At 53.5% G+C, this 13,215-nt stretch carries 13 protein-coding genes; 9 read left to right on the top strand and 4 right to left on the bottom strand.

What is annotated here, in order from left to right:
* The first annotated feature begins 135 nt into the window (after window positions 1-135).
* A complete protein-coding gene (locus INT21_RS06905; RefSeq protein WP_193068043.1) occupies window positions 136-522 on the top strand; it encodes a hypothetical protein in 387 nt (128 codons plus the stop codon).
* 78 nt (window positions 523-600) lie between these two features.
* Here INT21_RS06905 and INT21_RS06910 read toward each other — a convergent pair whose 3' ends face one another.
* The gene (locus INT21_RS06910) at window positions 601-1,128 is read right to left on the bottom strand and encodes a hypothetical protein (protein WP_193068042.1); all 528 of its coding nucleotides are present in this window, start codon (window positions 1,126-1,128) and stop codon (window positions 601-603) included.
* A gap of 51 nt (window positions 1,129-1,179) precedes the next feature.
* Entirely contained in the window at window positions 1,180-1,623 is a 444-nt protein-coding gene (locus INT21_RS06915) for a MerR family transcriptional regulator (RefSeq protein ID WP_089039014.1), read from the bottom strand.
* Between the two features lie 73 nt (window positions 1,624-1,696).
* On the opposite strand from INT21_RS06915, the gene INT21_RS06920 reads away from it, so the two are divergent.
* The 3 genes from INT21_RS06920 to INT21_RS06930 all read left to right on the top strand — a co-directional run bounded on the left by INT21_RS06920 (window position 1,697) and on the right by INT21_RS06930 (window position 5,051).
* The gene (locus INT21_RS06920) at window positions 1,697-2,725 is read left to right on the top strand and encodes an SO_0444 family Cu/Zn efflux transporter (protein WP_193068040.1); all 1,029 of its coding nucleotides are present in this window, start codon (window positions 1,697-1,699) and stop codon (window positions 2,723-2,725) included.
* A gap of 51 nt (window positions 2,726-2,776) precedes the next feature.
* Entirely contained in the window at window positions 2,777-3,532 is a 756-nt protein-coding gene (locus tag INT21_RS06925) for an ion transporter (RefSeq protein WP_193068039.1), read from the top strand.
* Window positions 3,533-3,854: 322 nt separating this feature from the next.
* The gene (locus INT21_RS06930) at window positions 3,855-5,051 is read left to right on the top strand and encodes an MFS transporter (RefSeq protein WP_193068038.1); all 1,197 of its coding nucleotides are present in this window, start codon (window positions 3,855-3,857) and stop codon (window positions 5,049-5,051) included.
* A 443-nt stretch (window positions 5,052-5,494) separates the two neighbouring features.
* On the opposite strand, the gene INT21_RS06935 is transcribed toward INT21_RS06930, so the two are convergent.
* Window positions 5,495-5,887, bottom strand: coding sequence for a RidA family protein (locus tag INT21_RS06935; RefSeq protein WP_193060996.1), 393 nt, complete (start codon window positions 5,885-5,887; stop codon window positions 5,495-5,497).
* A 139-nt stretch (window positions 5,888-6,026) separates the two neighbouring features.
* On the opposite strand from INT21_RS06935, the gene INT21_RS06940 reads away from it, so the two are divergent.
* Entirely contained in the window at window positions 6,027-6,959 is a 933-nt protein-coding gene (locus INT21_RS06940) for a LysR family transcriptional regulator (protein WP_193068037.1), read from the top strand.
* Between the two features lie 93 nt (window positions 6,960-7,052).
* Window positions 7,053-7,220 (top strand): hypothetical protein, encoded by a 168-nt coding sequence (locus INT21_RS06945; RefSeq protein WP_193068036.1) that lies wholly within the window; start codon window positions 7,053-7,055, stop codon window positions 7,218-7,220.
* Window positions 7,221-7,343: 123 nt separating this feature from the next.
* On the opposite strand, the gene INT21_RS06950 is transcribed toward INT21_RS06945, so the two are convergent.
* Window positions 7,344-8,291: a helix-turn-helix domain-containing protein gene (locus tag INT21_RS06950; protein ID WP_193068035.1), complete on the bottom strand. Its 948-nt coding sequence runs from the start codon at window positions 8,289-8,291 to the stop codon at window positions 7,344-7,346.
* A 159-nt stretch (window positions 8,292-8,450) separates the two neighbouring features.
* Between INT21_RS06950 and INT21_RS06955 the strand changes: the two genes are divergently transcribed.
* From INT21_RS06955 to INT21_RS06965, 3 genes are all read left to right on the top strand, one after another.
* Entirely contained in the window at window positions 8,451-10,472 is a 2,022-nt protein-coding gene (locus INT21_RS06955; RefSeq protein WP_226912522.1) for a TonB-dependent receptor, read from the top strand.
* A 13-nt stretch (window positions 10,473-10,485) separates the two neighbouring features.
* Window positions 10,486-11,790, top strand: a complete 1,305-nt coding sequence (locus INT21_RS06960) for an MFS transporter (protein WP_193068034.1) — start codon at window positions 10,486-10,488, stop codon at window positions 11,788-11,790.
* Between the two features lie 68 nt (window positions 11,791-11,858).
* Window positions 11,859-13,094, top strand: a complete 1,236-nt coding sequence (locus INT21_RS06965; protein ID WP_226912521.1) for an MFS transporter — start codon at window positions 11,859-11,861, stop codon at window positions 13,092-13,094.
* The last annotated feature ends 121 nt before the right edge of the window (window positions 13,095-13,215 follow it).

The raw sequence follows: 13,215 nt of genomic DNA on the forward strand, positions 1-13,215 counted from the left end.
AGAAATTTACCGGAGTGGCAGAACGCCTTGGAATGAACGCTTACGGCACAAACACCTTACTGGATTGTGGGGGGATGGTTTGCGTTACTCGGTATCGGGGTGGGGCTGGCAGTTCCTGCCACTAGCATTGCCGTGATGAGCCTGGCATCGGCTGAACTATCGGGAGCCGCCTCTGCAACAATGAATGCACTCCGCCAAGCTGGCATGACAATTGGTATTGCGCTGCTTGGTACATTAATGAGTGAGCGGGCAATTCATGTTTTTGCCTCTGCTTCTGCCGTAGTTGAGAGAGGAGTTGAGAAAGGAGTGGGTCGTGTGGAACAGATTGCGCGCGAGGCTATTACTCAGCACGTATTCCCCAACACCTCAATCGCTCTTCAAGACCTTTTTACCCGCGCGATGGAAAGTGGTTTTCATTTGGCCATGTTGTTGGCAGGGCTCGCCTGTTTTGGCGTACTAAGCTTGCTGCTCATGGGGAATACTCATGCAGGCCAACGATATAGCCCTAGTTCCAGTCCATAGATGACACTGTAACTTCTTCTAGGCGTGTTAATCGCTGTCTCAAGGTGGAAACTACTCTGTCAGGCCGTACGCTACCTGCTAATGGGAATTAGCAGGGTGGTCGGCAGGGATAAAGGTCGCAGGCTCTGCCACTGGAGGTAGCTGCTTGTTTTCCAGAGTTGCCAAGGCAATCTTGTAGCAATCCTCGATATGTCTGTTGCCCATGTACTTCATGGCAGTAAAGCTAATACTGCCTGCCACAGCGCTGCCAATAAAGGGGACAAACTTAGAAACACCTTTGGCAGCAACTTTAACGCCCATCTTGTTCAGCAGCGTTATGATTAACGTCTTGGTGATGTATTTTCCGGCTAACTTGCTTCCCGTATTGGAAATGGCGGTCATTACAAAAAGCTTGGTTTCAGTATCTAGGCTTTCGATTTGTTCAGGCGATAAACCAAACTGGGCATTAATTTTGGGAATTATGCGCATCAAGATGGCCACGTCTGAGCCGATATCCAGCCCAGGTATGGGAATAATGGCGGTGCCTGCTGAGATCCCTGCGCTTTTGGTCACCATCGAATAGCATGACTTTTTAATGGCGTCGAGTTGTTCCCTTGTCTCAATCATGCGGTGTTCCTTTTTTACGATACTGAACTGCGATATTGCAGGGGGCAGCCTTTACGCCGTCACTTCTCCGCATCCCCGCTCGGTGCAGGTGGGTTGGTGATCATACAGCGTTTGAATGATCTGACAGTTAGCCGCCTTGCCGCCTCGGCATTGATGCACCACTTGGCGCAGTTCCCCCGCCAGTGCTTGTAAGGCAGCGATGCGTTCTTCTAAGTGCTCTAGATGACGGCTGGCAATATTATCGGCGGCGGTGCAGTCGGTGTCGGGGTTGTCGGAAAGTGCTAACAACTCCTGAATGCTGTGCAGATCTAACCCCAGGCTACGGCCATGGCGAATAAAGCCAATGCGTTCTAATGCCGCCTGATCATAAGACCGGTAGCCTTGCTCTCCCCGCTGTGGCGGTGCCAGTAATCCCAGCTTTTCATAATGGCGAATGCTTTCCGGCGAGCATCCGGTTCGGCTGGCAACTTCACCGATACGATAGTAGCGTTTCATTGGCTTGACCCTGTAACGATTACAGGGTTTAGGCTAGTCGTTATTCTCTTGACTAACAAGCAGGTAACCGACGATGAGTTTGATTAATGAGTTGTTGAGTATTGCGTTAAGCGCCGCGCCTTGGCTGCTGCTGGGGTTGGTGATTGCGGGATTAATTAAGGCTTTAATGCCAGAACATCTATTACAGCGTTGGATGGGGGGGCGTGGACTGGGCAGCATTTTACGCGCAGCGGTGATTGGTATGCCGTTGCCACTGTGTTCCTGCGGGGCGATTCCCACCGCACTGGCGTTGCATCGGGGTGGGGCGGGCCGTGGGCCAACCACGTCTTTCCTGATTAGTACACCCGGCGTTGGGGTGGATTCAATGCTCATTACCAGTGTGCTCTTGGGCCCATTAATGGCGCTGGCGCGCGTGTTGGGAGCCTTGGTAACGGCGATAGTGACGGGCATTTTAGTGGGCTTTACTGGCCAATCAGCGCTGCCGAAAAGCACTCCTGTTAGCAGCTGCTGTGCATCAAAAGGAGCTGATGATGGCCATGCTCACGCACATGCCACTGAGTCGACAGGGGTGATCGCAGGGTTAAAGTATGCCTTTAGCGATTTATTGGATGACATTAGTAGTTGGATGTTTGCCGGTTTATTGCTGGCGGGGGTGCTGGTTACCTTTGTGCCGCCGGAAACCCTGGTAGGTTTTTCGGGTGGCTTGTTGGCGCTAATCCTTATGGCGGTCATTGGTATTCCTTTATATATCTGTGCGACTGCAGCTACACCGGTTGCCGCTGGCTTGCTATTGGCAGGCATTTCACCGGGGATGGCGTTAGTTTTTCTACTTGCTGGCCCTGTGACGAGCCTAGCCACCCTGGCTATTCTGCGGCGTGAGTTTGGAAACCAAGCGTTAGCGGTTTATCTCGTCAGCATTCTGCTGGTGACGGTGCTGATTGGCTGGGTGTTTGATCAAGGGCTGGCGATGACAGGTTGGGATCCGGTTCAGCAGGCGAACCAAGTTCAGGAGCTGCTACCTGCATCTGTCGAGTGGTTGGCTTTAGGCGCACTGGTACTGTTCTCTATTCGTCCTATGCGTAAGCGGTTGTTGGGGTTTTAGGGGTATAGTGGTCGCTTCCAAGCTAAAACTTACTTACAAGCCCTGCTAAGCATGAAAATATCAAAAGCCGCGCTCTATCGGCAGTTGGCACCAGAAGTCCGTTTACAGTTAGGGCTGTCGGTAACCAATAAAGTCATTTGTGTACTGATTCTATTGGCAGCGCTGACAGCAATTCTGGAGACGGAACCAACGCTGCGGATGCTTCTACCGTATCTTTTCCCTACGTTGGAAGCTGTGTTTGTAGTGATCTTTATTGTGGAGTATTTGCTGCGGCTGTATGCCATTGGTGAAGATCCCCGTTATCGCGGCTGGAAAGGGCGATTACGCTATGTGTTTTCATTCTGGGCTTTGGTCGATTTATTGGCGATCTTGCCGTATTTTCTGGGATTTATTGCTCAGAACAATGCGTTCTTACTGAGACTGTTGCGCTTAGCGCGCATGCTGCGGCTAGCTAGATTAGGCAGGTTTAGCCAAGCATGGACCGCGCTGGCAGAAGCGCTGCAGTCTCGTTCTCACGAACTATGGTTAAGCGCAGGCGTGGCTGGGTTATTGTTGCTGTTTTCATCCTGCTGTCTTTATGTGGTGGAGGCAGCAGTTCAGCCTGAAGCGTTTGGTAGCGTGCCCCGGGCGCTTTGGTGGAGTATCGCTACGCTGACGACGGTAGGCTATGGCGACGTCACGCCAGTAACTGCGGTAGGGAAATTCTTTGCGGGGTTAACGGCCGTTGCAGGTATCGGCATTATCGCCATGCCCACTGGCATTTTAGCGGCGGCGTTTAGCGATGCATTTCAGAAGAAACAGAAATAAGGAAACAGTAAAGTTAAGCGCCCTGATATCTCCTGTGTTATGAAATGTGTATTGATGAAGAGACAGGCCGCCATAGACAATACACATCCTACCTGACTACGAAGCTTCAATTCTCCAGCTTGTTATTAGTCCTTCAGCGGCGTAGTCATAAATCGTCGATACCTTAAGTCCGCTCCTTTTCGCCACCTCGTCCACACTCAATGCCCTTTCCCCAGAGTCTATGCGCTGATCCATTATTTCTCTTGACCTCAAGTTAACCTGAGGTTTTACAGTAAACGCCGATTCTTATTTAGCAATGGCCGATAAAGGGTGGGCAGTGGGTATGCGCAATAGCAATTCGAGATCAATACCGTTGGTAAGAACGATCCTGCTGATCATTCTTATTGGGCTCAACCTGCGGCCATCCATGGCAGCTATTGGGCCGCTGGTTGAGGCAATCCGTCACGATGTAAGCCTTTCATTTACACAGCTGTCGCTTTTAACCACGTTACCGGTATTAGCGATGGGGCTGGGGTGTTTTGCTAGCGCATTGCTCGCAAAGCGGATCGGCTTTAACAGCGTGATTACTCTGGCGCTTGTGTCGATTGCTTTATCGGATGCGTTGCATTGGTTTGACTTCGGGTATGCAGGTTTATGGACAGCTGCACTGGGCGCCGGCATTGGCATAGCGTTTATCCAGGCCGCACTTCCTGCGGTGATAAAACAGGCAGCAGGCGAGAAAACCCCAATGGTGATGGGGTTCTATATTGCCTCCATTATGGGGGGCGCGGCGCTTGCCTCTGCCATTACCCCTGTAGTGAGCGACTATATTGGCTGGCAGAACGCCTTGGCGTTATGGGGGCTTTTAGCACTTGCAGGGCTCGTTGGCTGGGTGATGCGCAGGCAAGTACTGCCAGCCCCTAGTCAAAACAACAGCGTTAGCATCGCTTTTTCAGCGATGGCGCGGCAGCCTCGGTTTTGGTCGTTGGCGATTTTCTTTGGTTTAGGCACAGCGGGTTATACCTGCCTTCTTGCTTGGATTCCGCCCACCTTTATCCATTTAGGTTGGTCTGAAACGCAAGCAGGGCTGGCGCTTAGTTGGCTAACGGCCATCGAGGTGATGGCTGGCCTAACGTTTCCGATACTGGCTCAACAAATGGAAGACCGTCGCCCGGTGTTATTGCTGGTACTGCTGTTGTCGGTGACGGGCTTTTTGCTTCTTGGGCTAATGCCTAAAACCATGGCTTGGTTGGCAACCGCGCTGTTGGGGTTAGGAATTGGTGGCCTTTTTCCCTTAAGCTTGATCATCACTATGGATCACTCAGACGACCCTGTGCTAGCTGGCCAACTGACTGCTTGGGTGCAGGGCATCGGCTATCTCATTGCCTCTTTAGCACCTGTCGCGGCGGGGTTGATAAAAGACATGCTGGGAGGGTTTGAACAGGCATGGCTGATGCTTGGGGTGATTTTTATTGGACTGATAGTGATGAGCCTCCGTTTTGATCAATCTAAAGCGCCCCAGCAACTACGCTTTAGTTAGGGCAAGGAGATTCTCGGCAATCTCAATGGAAAAGATAAAACGCTAGTGCCCTCGGTTCGTTGGCACTCAGTTTAATCCAACCACTGCCCGGGCGGTTCGTCCAGCCACCCCTGGCCTAGGATAACGGTCTCGCCAACTCTTTATTCAGAGCGATAGAGTTGCAAGCCTCGTCGCTTTCCAGAGTTGCTACTAAACGTGGTGCGATCATTTAGCTGTCTGGGGCGTATCCCAGCAGTACCGCCTCGGCCTCGAAAGCGATCAGCCATTCCGGCTCGGCAAGGCCGTGCACTATCAACCAAGAGGCCGCTGGTGGCGCGGTGGGAAAGCGGTGTTAGTGCCTCCATCAAGTCCTCGCGACGTTCTGCGCTTCCAGGAGTCTATCGAGGCCGCCACTAGAAGCGCCGCTACTTAGCAGCGCATAGTCCTATGAGAAGTATTCCTGCTTATTCAGGTAATTTTGTAATGACTTTGATTTCAAAATCGAAACCCGCCAGCCATGTCACACCAACCGCCGTCCAGTTCGGGTAGGGTTTCTCCGGGAACGCGCGCGCCTTTGCTTCCATTACCGTGGCAAACTGAGTTTCCGGATCAGTATGGAAGCTTGTCACATCAACGATGTCCTCGAAGCTTGCGCCCGCTGCTTCCAGTACTCTCTGTAGGTTGTCGAAAGCAAGCTGCACCTGGGCGGCAAAATCTGGCTCGGGAGAGCCGTCCTCACGACTGCCGACTTGGCCCGACACAAACAGAAAGTCGCCAGAACGAACGGCGGCGGAATAGGTGTTTTGGTCATAAAGCGCTTGGCGGCCGGAGGGGAAAATAACGTCACGCTTAGCCATGTGAATCTCCATCAGTAGGTCGGCACCGACCCGTTGTTTACGATGAAGTTACTTTAAGCCCCCATCTTGTGTGGATAAACGGCGAATTCTGTTCAACATTATTTGTAATTTTCAAACAATCACGGGGGATGGTATAGCCATGGATCGCTTTAACGCCATGCAGGCATTTGCCCGAGTAGTGGAAACGGGCAGCTTTACCAAGACAGCCGAGACGCTCCACATGAGCAAGACCAGCGTGACGCAACTGGTGCAACAGCTAGAGGCGCGCCTGCGTGTAAAGCTGCTCAACCGCACCACACGTAAGGTTAACGTTACGGCTGACGGTGCCGCCTATTACGAGCGCGTTATAAAGCTATTAGCCGATATGGATGATGCTGAAACCAGCCTCTCCAACGCCTCGGTGTTGCCTCGCGGCCGACTAAGGGTGGACGTGCCCAGCCCTTTCGCGCGCATGATCTTGATTCCAGCGTTGCCTGCTTTCCACGCTCAATATCCCGATATTCAAATCGATATGGGGGCGAGTGATCGCATGGTGGATCTGATAGGTGAAAGCGTGGACTGTGTGGTGCGCGGCGGAGAACTCACGGATTTATCATTAGTGGCGCGCCGCGTAGGCGACCTTCAGATCGGCGTTTACGCAGCGCCGAGCTATCTGAAAAGTGCTGGTTTGCCTTTGCACCCGCAAGAACTCTCTGCTCCGCCTCACTACATTGTAGGGCTCCGATGGGCCCGTGCCGGGGTGGATTCACCTTACGCCATGTACCGCAACGGGGAGCGCGTCACCGTACAAGGGCGCTATGTGATTTCGGTCGACGACGGTAATGCCGGTCTTGCGGCAGGCCTAGCAGGGCTCGGCGTAGTGTGGCTTCCTGACTACATGGCCAGGGAACACGTATCTCGCGGGGAGCTGGTTCGCCTATTTGATGGTTGGTATCTCGATCCAATGCCGATGTACGTCGCTTTCCCACCGAATCGGCATGTAAGCGCCAAGCTGCGCGTGTTTATCGATTGGGTCGTGGAGTTGATGGATCAGCATGCGCCCATGATTGATCGGCAAACACATAGATACTGACCTGACGCTGAAGCGTCTTTAGTGGTAAGGACTGTGTCAGCTGTTTGCGTGCAATGGAATTGAATAAGGTGATGGGTAAGCTTGAGTATAACAATGAATAAAGCTGCACTTTATCGGCAACTGGCACCGGAAGCACGTCAGCAGAATGGGTTTTCGGTGCTCAGCCAAGTGATCTGTATGCTTATCTTGCTGGCATCGTTAACGGTCATTTTCGAGACAGCAGTTTCATTTCGCGAAAGCGCCCCAGCAGCGACGCTTTAGTTAGGGTAAAGGCCTTCTCGGCAATCAAATTGGAAAAGACGTAACGCTCTGTGCCAACAATTCGCTAGCGCTCTGTTTAATCCATCCACTGCCAGGGCGGCGCTCGCAAAGGCTCGCCTTATTTTAAGGGTCAGATTTTGATCGCTGAGCCACCGATTTGGGTGTTCTACCATAGTACTGTTCAAAAGCAGCGCTAAAGCTGGATAGGTGCTGGTAGCCAACCCGATAGGCCACGCTGGAAACGCGCTGCCCTGTTTCCAACAACTCCCAAGCTTTTTGCATGCGGATTTGGGTCAGCATGCGATGGGGGCTGATGCCGAATAGTTCTCGAAATCCCTGTTTTAGTTTGAATTCGTTGGTGCCGACAGCCACGCATAGGTAGGCAATGGTCAGCGAACGGTCAAATTGGCTTAGCAGAATCTCTCTGGCATGTAGTATCCGATCCTGGTCATCTGACTTGATTCCAGTGCGCTGCACTAGGTGAGGGAGGAGTGGCCGGGTTTGTTCAGACAGTAAACTGAGTGCGGCGATCTGGGTATCCAGCAGATTGGCTGTATGGTGATGAAGATGAACCAGCGAGTTGGCCAATCTCTGGGTGGCACCGTTGTGCTTGCCGAAGAACAAATGACTGGCAGAGTGATCGTTGTTGATGTCGTCAAGTAAACCTGTGAAACCGTATTTATCCAACAGCGCTTCATCGGCGATCAGACGTAACTGGCGTATTGATTGGTTGGCTGGAAAAAGTCGTTCACCTCGAACGCTGCTGAATGCGGCAATGGTGCTATGCCCCGCAACGAAGTTGAAACACTGTCCATCTACGCCTGTAGTGCTTGATTGCCCTTCGAGGGCAATCGTCACGGTGAGAGAGCTATTGCTTCGTTCGATGGTACGTGTCTCCAGCAGATCGAAGCGCGGCATGTAATGTGCGTAAGCCAAAGCTAAGCCATCATCAAACGTTAGATGATCCGTGATGCAGTCTCCCAGGTCTTCGGTAAGCTGTGAGCGACGCCATGCGGACTGCCCGATGCGCACTGGTGTAGATATATCCAACGACGTTAGACGGTAATTCATTGCATCTCCTTCAAGCCCCATTTTTGACCTGATCGGCGTATTACTCCGAAATGCCAAACGGAAAATCCGGAATTCCTAAGTTATAAATAATACCTATTCGCGTTTGATATTTATAGTGATCCAAGACGAATGAACGCTTCAACTTTCTTGGATTGACGCATGAAAAACGAACGTAGCACTCTTAGTTGCGCCATTTTGTTTACTTTGCCAATGCTCGCGCACTCAAATATGGTCTTTGCCGACAATGCTGTGGAAAATGGAAAGGAAACGCCATCTGAGTTGCCTGCCATTAACGTTACCGCCGACAAGACTGAACGGCCACTGGAGGCAATTCCCGCCAGCGTGTCGATGATCGATGGGTTAGACATCAAGCAGTCCGGCATTGTCACCATGGAACAGCTCGAAGGACGTGTACCAGGCCTGTCGTTCCAACCTTTCGGGCAGGCGGGCATGAACTCGCCTGTCATGCGTGGGCTGACGGCCAATTTCAATACCTTTTCGACCTCCACGCTGCTGCTGGTCGATGGTGTGCCTACTCTGACGGCGCAAGGCTTCGAGGATAGTTTCCTTGATGTGGATCGCGTCGAGGTGTTGCGTGGACCACAGTCCACTCTTTACGGTCGCAATGCTGAAGCTGGTGTGATCGCCATTCATAGCCTCCCGATGGACAATATCGCTCGTGCTAGCGCGTCGGTTGAAATAGCTAACCGCGACAAACGGGCTATTCGTTTCTCCCTAAGCCAGCCGCTCGTCGAAGATAGGCTCTATGCCAGTATCTCTGGTTCATCGCTGGAGCAGGACGGCTTTATCGACAACATCTTCACTGGCCGTAAGGAAGATGACCGTCAACGTCGCCACCTGAAGTTAGGGGTACGTTGGACTCCCAGCGCTGCCACTGATTTGGTGTTGCGCTATGCGCATCAGGACTACGACGATGGTGCTGCCCTGTGGGGTGCCCCTACATCACCAAGGCAGCACGTGGCTTCCGGTACGGAAGGTTGGAATCAGTCAAGTGGTCAAACCCTTTCCCTAAAGGCCTCGCATACTTTCGCGTCCGGATTGCAGCTGCATTCCATTACGGCATGGAACGATTTCAGGGATGATATTCAGCAGGATACGGACTTCATGCCTGCTGAAGTGATGCATATCCGTCGCGATCATCATCTGAGCACGTTGTCCCAGGAGCTCCGGCTAGACGGTAAAATGGGAGATTCGGATTGGCTGGCCGGTGTTTATGCTGACCGTGGCGCCAATGATCTGCGCAACGTGGGACAGCGCATGAGGCAGCAAGAAGATTTGCGGGCAGACCAGAAGAGTCGCACCTTTGCCTTGTTCACTCACTGGAACATGCCATTGACCGATATTTGGTCACTGATGGCCGGCGCGCGAGTGGAGCGCAGTGCAGTAGAAATTCAGCCGCAAGGGGCGCTGACACAAAAACGCGACTGGACGCACTTTTCCCCCAAACTTGCCCTGCAGTACCAGTTCAACCCTCAGCACCAGTGGTATGCGAGTGCCAGCCATGGCATTCGCACGGGGGGCTTCAACGCCCTGTCTGCGGCAACCAACTACGCTGCGTTCGCCCCAGAGACGAACTGGTCATACGAAACCGGTTTTAAGGGCTGGTCGTCCGACAAGCGCCTGCGCTACTCGCTGGCGGTCTACTTCATGGATATCGACGACATGCAGGTTATGCAGATGCCGGTACCTGGATTCATGTATATCACCAGCGCAGCCACGGCACGCTCCAAAGGCGTTGAGCTGGACATGGACTACTTGCTGGGCGACGGCTGGCAGCTAAAAGCAGGCTTGGCCTGGAACCGGACTAACTTTGATCACTTCCAGGATGGCGACTCGAATTATGCCGGTAATCGGAACCCCTTTGCGCCAGACCTGACTGGGCACATCGGCATCCGTTACGACGCCCTGGAGGGATGGTACGCGCAAGCTAGTGTGAGGGGGAGTAGCAATGTCTATTTGGATGCGGCCAATCAGCACTGGCGCAATGGCTATGGCTTGATCGATTTGGTGACTGGCTACCAACGAGGTAACTGGGAGATTTCGGCGTATGCCAATAACGTTGCCGACAAGACCTACGATGCTGTGGGCTACCAGAACGGCTTTGTTACGGTTTACAGCCCACCCCGCGAAGTGGGTCTGCGCCTGGCTTGGCGTTTGTAAGGAGATGGGCATCATGAATATTCATACCCATCACCGGTTGCAATCCTTGGAGCGCGTAGGTTCCTGGTGGCCGCAGCAGTTACTGTTGGGATGGTTGAACCTGGTGCTGACCGCTCCGGTGATCTACTTGTTCGTTGGATTGCCACTGATACTGCGCCAGCATGGCTGGAGTGGCACCGAGATCGGCATGCTTCAACTCGCGGGTCTGCCAGCGATGCTCAAGTTCGTGCTAGCCACGCCAGTGGATCGCTGGCGACTGGGCCAGGCCAGCTACCGCAACTGGACTCTGGTATTGGGAATGGCCTACGTGTTGGCGCTGCTATGGCTAGGCATGTATTCATTGAGGGATACCCCAAGCGGGTTGTTATTCCTGCTGACCGTGACGGTCTGTCTATTGGGCACATGGGTTGATGTTCCGATCAATGCGTTGGCTATCCAGATACTGCCTGAATCTGAGCGCCTGCGTGCGGGTGCCATCCGTGCGCTGGCCACTTCGCTGGCGGCTATTGGGGGCGGAGGCATCATGCTGATTTTGCATGCGCGGCTTGGCTGGGCATGGCCCTTCGTCACCCTCGCAATTGGTGTGCTCTCAGGTTTGGTACTGGTGCCTTGGTTGCGGCCACATCGACAACCTGACGACATCACGTTATCACCAGCGCCGTTGGTCGAGCAGTCCAAAGCCAGTCTACGTGATTGGATCGGCTACTTCAGAGGGGCCCCGCACCGGATCTGGGCGATGCTACTGGTGCTCTATTTCCCGTGTATAGGCGCGGCCTGGGTCTACCTTAAACCCTTGATGCTGGACATGGGATTCGAGCAAGAAAGCATAGCCTGGATTGCCGGGGTGCTTGGCGGTCTTGTGGCGGCTATTTCTAGTTTAGTGGCCGGACATATCGCCCGCTTGATCGGGGCCACCGCGGCTTTACCGCTGTTCGCCGCGGTGAACCTACTGGTTCTGCTGTCTCTCACGGTCGTGGTGGTGAGCAGCGTGGGGCAATACGCTTTGATTGCTGTGGCGATGGCCCTGGCGCTGGCCATGGGGGCTTCGGCTGGGCTGATGTTCGGATTAATGATGCATCATACCCGTCCAGGTTTGGCGGCACTTGACTACGGTATCCAGTCCAGCCTGTTCGTGGCTTCGCGCACCACTGCGCCTTTACTGGCTGGCGTGCTGCTTGATCGCTTTGGTTATGTCGGGATGCTTGAGGGCTTGTCGCTAACCCTGATTTTGGTGTGCCTGTTCGCCTGGTACTCCCGCCATCGTATCTATACCACCGCGTCGATTCAGGGGCCGGCCTCTGGTAGAGCATCTGGATAAGCCAGATTGTTACCAATAATCCACCGTCTTTGAGAAGTGTGTACCGTTTTAGAAAAAGGAAAGTAGGCATGCAAGAAAAATCCCTTCACACAGCTGCCACGATGGCGGCCCACGTAACTCAAGCGCGCACCCCCCAATCCTGGACACTTTGGGTCGGCTTTATCCTGGTGTCGCTGAACCTGCGGTTGATTTTCGCCACCGTCGGCCCCTTGCTGCAGAACCTGGAATTGGGGGCCACATCCACCTTGCTGGTGAGTGCTTTGCCTGTGGCACTGTTAGGGCTCTTCTCGATTCCCGGTGTCCGGTTGCGACAATGGCTTGGAGAGGAGCGTGCGCTTTTCCTGGCACTGGCACTGTTGAGTGTAGGATGTGGTGCGCGCTGGTTTGGCGAGCCTGGTCTGATTCTCGGCACTGTTTTGGGCAGTGCGGGCATTGCAGTGATGAATGTCATCATGCCAGCGTTGGCGCGAAAACGCTTCGATCCGCAGCGTATTGGTATAGTGATGGGCATCTATGCGCTGATGTTAGGCGTCGGCGCTGTACTGGGGGCTAGCGTTTCCTTTCCGCTATTCCAACTGATGGGCGAGGATGTCGGGGCGGCGTATAGATCTCTGGGCCTGTGGGCCATCCCGGCGATGCTGGCCCTGGTGTTTTGGTTGCCACAGCTACGAAAACACTCACAGTTACCGCACAGCGCCGTTAACGGCCCAGCAGGCGTGAATTCTGCGCCTGTCGTTAATGTGTATCGGAGCGGCATGGCTTGGTCAATCACCCTGTTTTTTGGTCTACAGGCGCTCAACCTCTATGTGTTTCTGCCGTGGATGCCTACCATCCTGATGGATCGCGGTGCCACCCAGGTCACTGCGGCCATGGTGTTCTCTGCTTCTCAGGTCAGTCTGATGGTTGCCAGCTTTGCCACACCGCTACTGGCTTCGCGCAGGCGAGATCAACGTCCCTACATCGTGATGACGGTGTTGCTGTGCCTTATTGGCACGTTGGGGTTGAAGTTTGGCTCTGTGGGCAGTGCTATGCTGTGGGCCTTGCTGCTCGGCTTCGGCCAAGGTGCAGGCCCATCATTGGGCGCTTTTCTATTCGTCGCTAAGGCTGCCAGTATCGACACTGCCACCCGTATCTCGGCTATGGCGCAGACTATCGGCTACCTGATCGCAGCGGCTGGCTCGCTATTGGTTGGTACTATTTACCATCATACAGGAGATTGGAACGTACCGATTGTGCTGTTGGCCTGCATCCTCGCTATCGAATTGATCGTATCTCTTCCTGCCGGACGCAACGTGAAAATATGAGTTGATGATAGGGGAAAGCTACCTGCTTCGCTGCGTCTTTCCATCGCTAAGAAATGCCGCTTTGCCCAGCGCCCAGCTTCTACGTTTTAGCTAGGACAAGGTACTTCTCGGCAATCTAGCT

Origin of the sequence: Halomonas sp. 3F2F (assembly GCF_014897805.1) — a bacterium.
Lineage (GTDB): Bacteria > Pseudomonadota > Gammaproteobacteria > Pseudomonadales > Halomonadaceae > Vreelandella.

What these genes read in the sequence shown, in the direction of transcription:
- INT21_RS06965 (WP_226912521.1), top strand. Translation starts at nt 11,859, where the DNA reads ATGCAAGAAAAATCCCTTCACACAGCTGCCACGATGGCGGCCCACGTA.
- INT21_RS06960 (WP_193068034.1), top strand. Translation starts at nt 10,486, where the DNA reads ATGAATATTCATACCCATCACCGGTTGCAATCCTTGGAGCGCGTAGGT.
- INT21_RS06920 (WP_193068040.1), top strand. Translation starts at nt 1,697, where the DNA reads ATGAGTTTGATTAATGAGTTGTTGAGTATTGCGTTAAGCGCCGCGCCT.
- INT21_RS06915 (WP_089039014.1), bottom strand. Translation starts at nt 1,623, where the DNA reads ATGAAACGCTACTATCGTATCGGTGAAGTTGCCAGCCGAACCGGATGC.
- INT21_RS06945 (WP_193068036.1), top strand. Translation starts at nt 7,053, where the DNA reads ATGAATAAAGCTGCACTTTATCGGCAACTGGCACCGGAAGCACGTCAG.
- INT21_RS06935 (WP_193060996.1), bottom strand. Translation starts at nt 5,887, where the DNA reads ATGGCTAAGCGTGACGTTATTTTCCCCTCCGGCCGCCAAGCGCTTTAT.
- INT21_RS06925 (WP_193068039.1), top strand. Translation starts at nt 2,777, where the DNA reads ATGAAAATATCAAAAGCCGCGCTCTATCGGCAGTTGGCACCAGAAGTC.
- INT21_RS06905 (WP_193068043.1), top strand. Translation starts at nt 136, where the DNA reads ATGAGCCTGGCATCGGCTGAACTATCGGGAGCCGCCTCTGCAACAATG.
- INT21_RS06940 (WP_193068037.1), top strand. Translation starts at nt 6,027, where the DNA reads ATGGATCGCTTTAACGCCATGCAGGCATTTGCCCGAGTAGTGGAAACG.
- INT21_RS06930 (WP_193068038.1), top strand. Translation starts at nt 3,855, where the DNA reads ATGCGCAATAGCAATTCGAGATCAATACCGTTGGTAAGAACGATCCTG.
- INT21_RS06910 (WP_193068042.1), bottom strand. Translation starts at nt 1,128, where the DNA reads ATGATTGAGACAAGGGAACAACTCGACGCCATTAAAAAGTCATGCTAT.
- INT21_RS06950 (WP_193068035.1), bottom strand. Translation starts at nt 8,291, where the DNA reads ATGAATTACCGTCTAACGTCGTTGGATATATCTACACCAGTGCGCATC.
- INT21_RS06955 (WP_226912522.1), top strand. Translation starts at nt 8,451, where the DNA reads ATGAAAAACGAACGTAGCACTCTTAGTTGCGCCATTTTGTTTACTTTG.